The organism is Lentibacillus juripiscarius, assembly GCF_042685205.1.
Classification (GTDB): domain Bacteria; phylum Bacillota; class Bacilli; order Bacillales; family Amphibacillaceae; genus Lentibacillus; species Lentibacillus juripiscarius.
Genome location: NZ_JBHUNA010000036.1, coordinates 1 through 991, shown reverse-complemented (window position 1 = coordinate 991; position 991 = coordinate 1). Strand labels below are relative to the sequence as shown.

At 42.0% G+C, this 991-nt stretch carries 1 protein-coding gene and 1 pseudogene; both read left to right on the top strand.

All coding sequences use genetic code 11. From position 1 onward, the window contains the following. Positions 1-70 precede the first annotated feature (70 nt). Positions 71-574, top strand: a pseudogene (locus ACFSUO_RS14130) (M16 family metallopeptidase); the annotation flags it as partial. Between the two features lie 68 nt (positions 575-642). Then, entirely contained in the window at positions 643-873 is a 231-nt protein-coding gene (locus ACFSUO_RS14125) for a YlmC/YmxH family sporulation protein (RefSeq protein ID WP_382395207.1), read from the top strand. Positions 874-991 lie beyond the last annotated feature (118 nt).

Here is a 991-nt window from a genome sequence, read left to right as displayed (position 1 = left end):
ATCATTCATAATCTTGACACAATGTTAATTGCTTGACTTTTACTTGAAATTTTTATGCAACGCTAGTGGTCTTGGTTATAATGGACTGCCTGTGGATGATGAACATATGCATAGCCTGATCATTATGAATAATGTTTTGGGCGGTAGTATGAGCTCACGGCTTTTTCAGGAAGTACGGGAAAAACAGGGCCTTGCCTATTCTGTCTTTTCTTACCATGCTTCATTTCTGGACAGTGGACTTCTGACCATCTATGCCGGCACCGGAAAAGATCAGCTGCCACAGTTGAAAGATATCATTCATAAAACAATCGATGACTTGGTGTCAGACGGACTAACAGATAAGGAATTGAATAACAGCAAGGAACAGCTGAAAGGTAATCTGATGCTAAGCCTGGAAAGCACCAGCAGCCGAATGAGCCGGAATGGCCGAAATGAGCTGTTACTAAATCGCCACCGCTCAATGGATGAGATGATTGAGGAGATTGATGCCGTCAATCATGAAAAAATCCGGCACGTCATTGAGTTAATTTTCGAGCAGTCACCATCCACCGCATTGATTGCACCAGCTTCCTAAACTGCTGCAGCATACTTTTGTGCCGCTGGAATATACTTTAGTAACGAATTCCTTTGGAGGCGGATCGAATGCGTTATAAAGATATCAGTGGAAAAGAAATAATTGACGTCAATGAGGGAGCGAGACTTGGCGTTTTAGGTCAGACAGATCTTGAAATTGATGAAAAAACGGGTCAGATTGAGTCGTTTATCATCCCAAGTTACAAATGGTTCGGTCTGAAGAAAGAAGGAGCCGAAACGAAAATAAGGTGGAGCTCCATCCGTAAAATCGGCGAGGATATGATTATGATTGATTCGTGAGAGTGAGTTTAAATATTGCCTTAAGCCAGTATCAATAGAGATACTGGTTTTTTTGTGCGACGGGCAGTCGCACCTAGTGTAGATTACTACACTGAACTAACTTTTAAAGGATTGGAGT

Bases quoted from the DNA above. Each gene is read 5' to 3' on its own strand.
- ACFSUO_RS14125 (WP_382395207.1), top strand. From the start codon at position 643: ATGCGTTATAAAGATATCAGTGGAAAAGAAATAATTGACGTCAATGAG.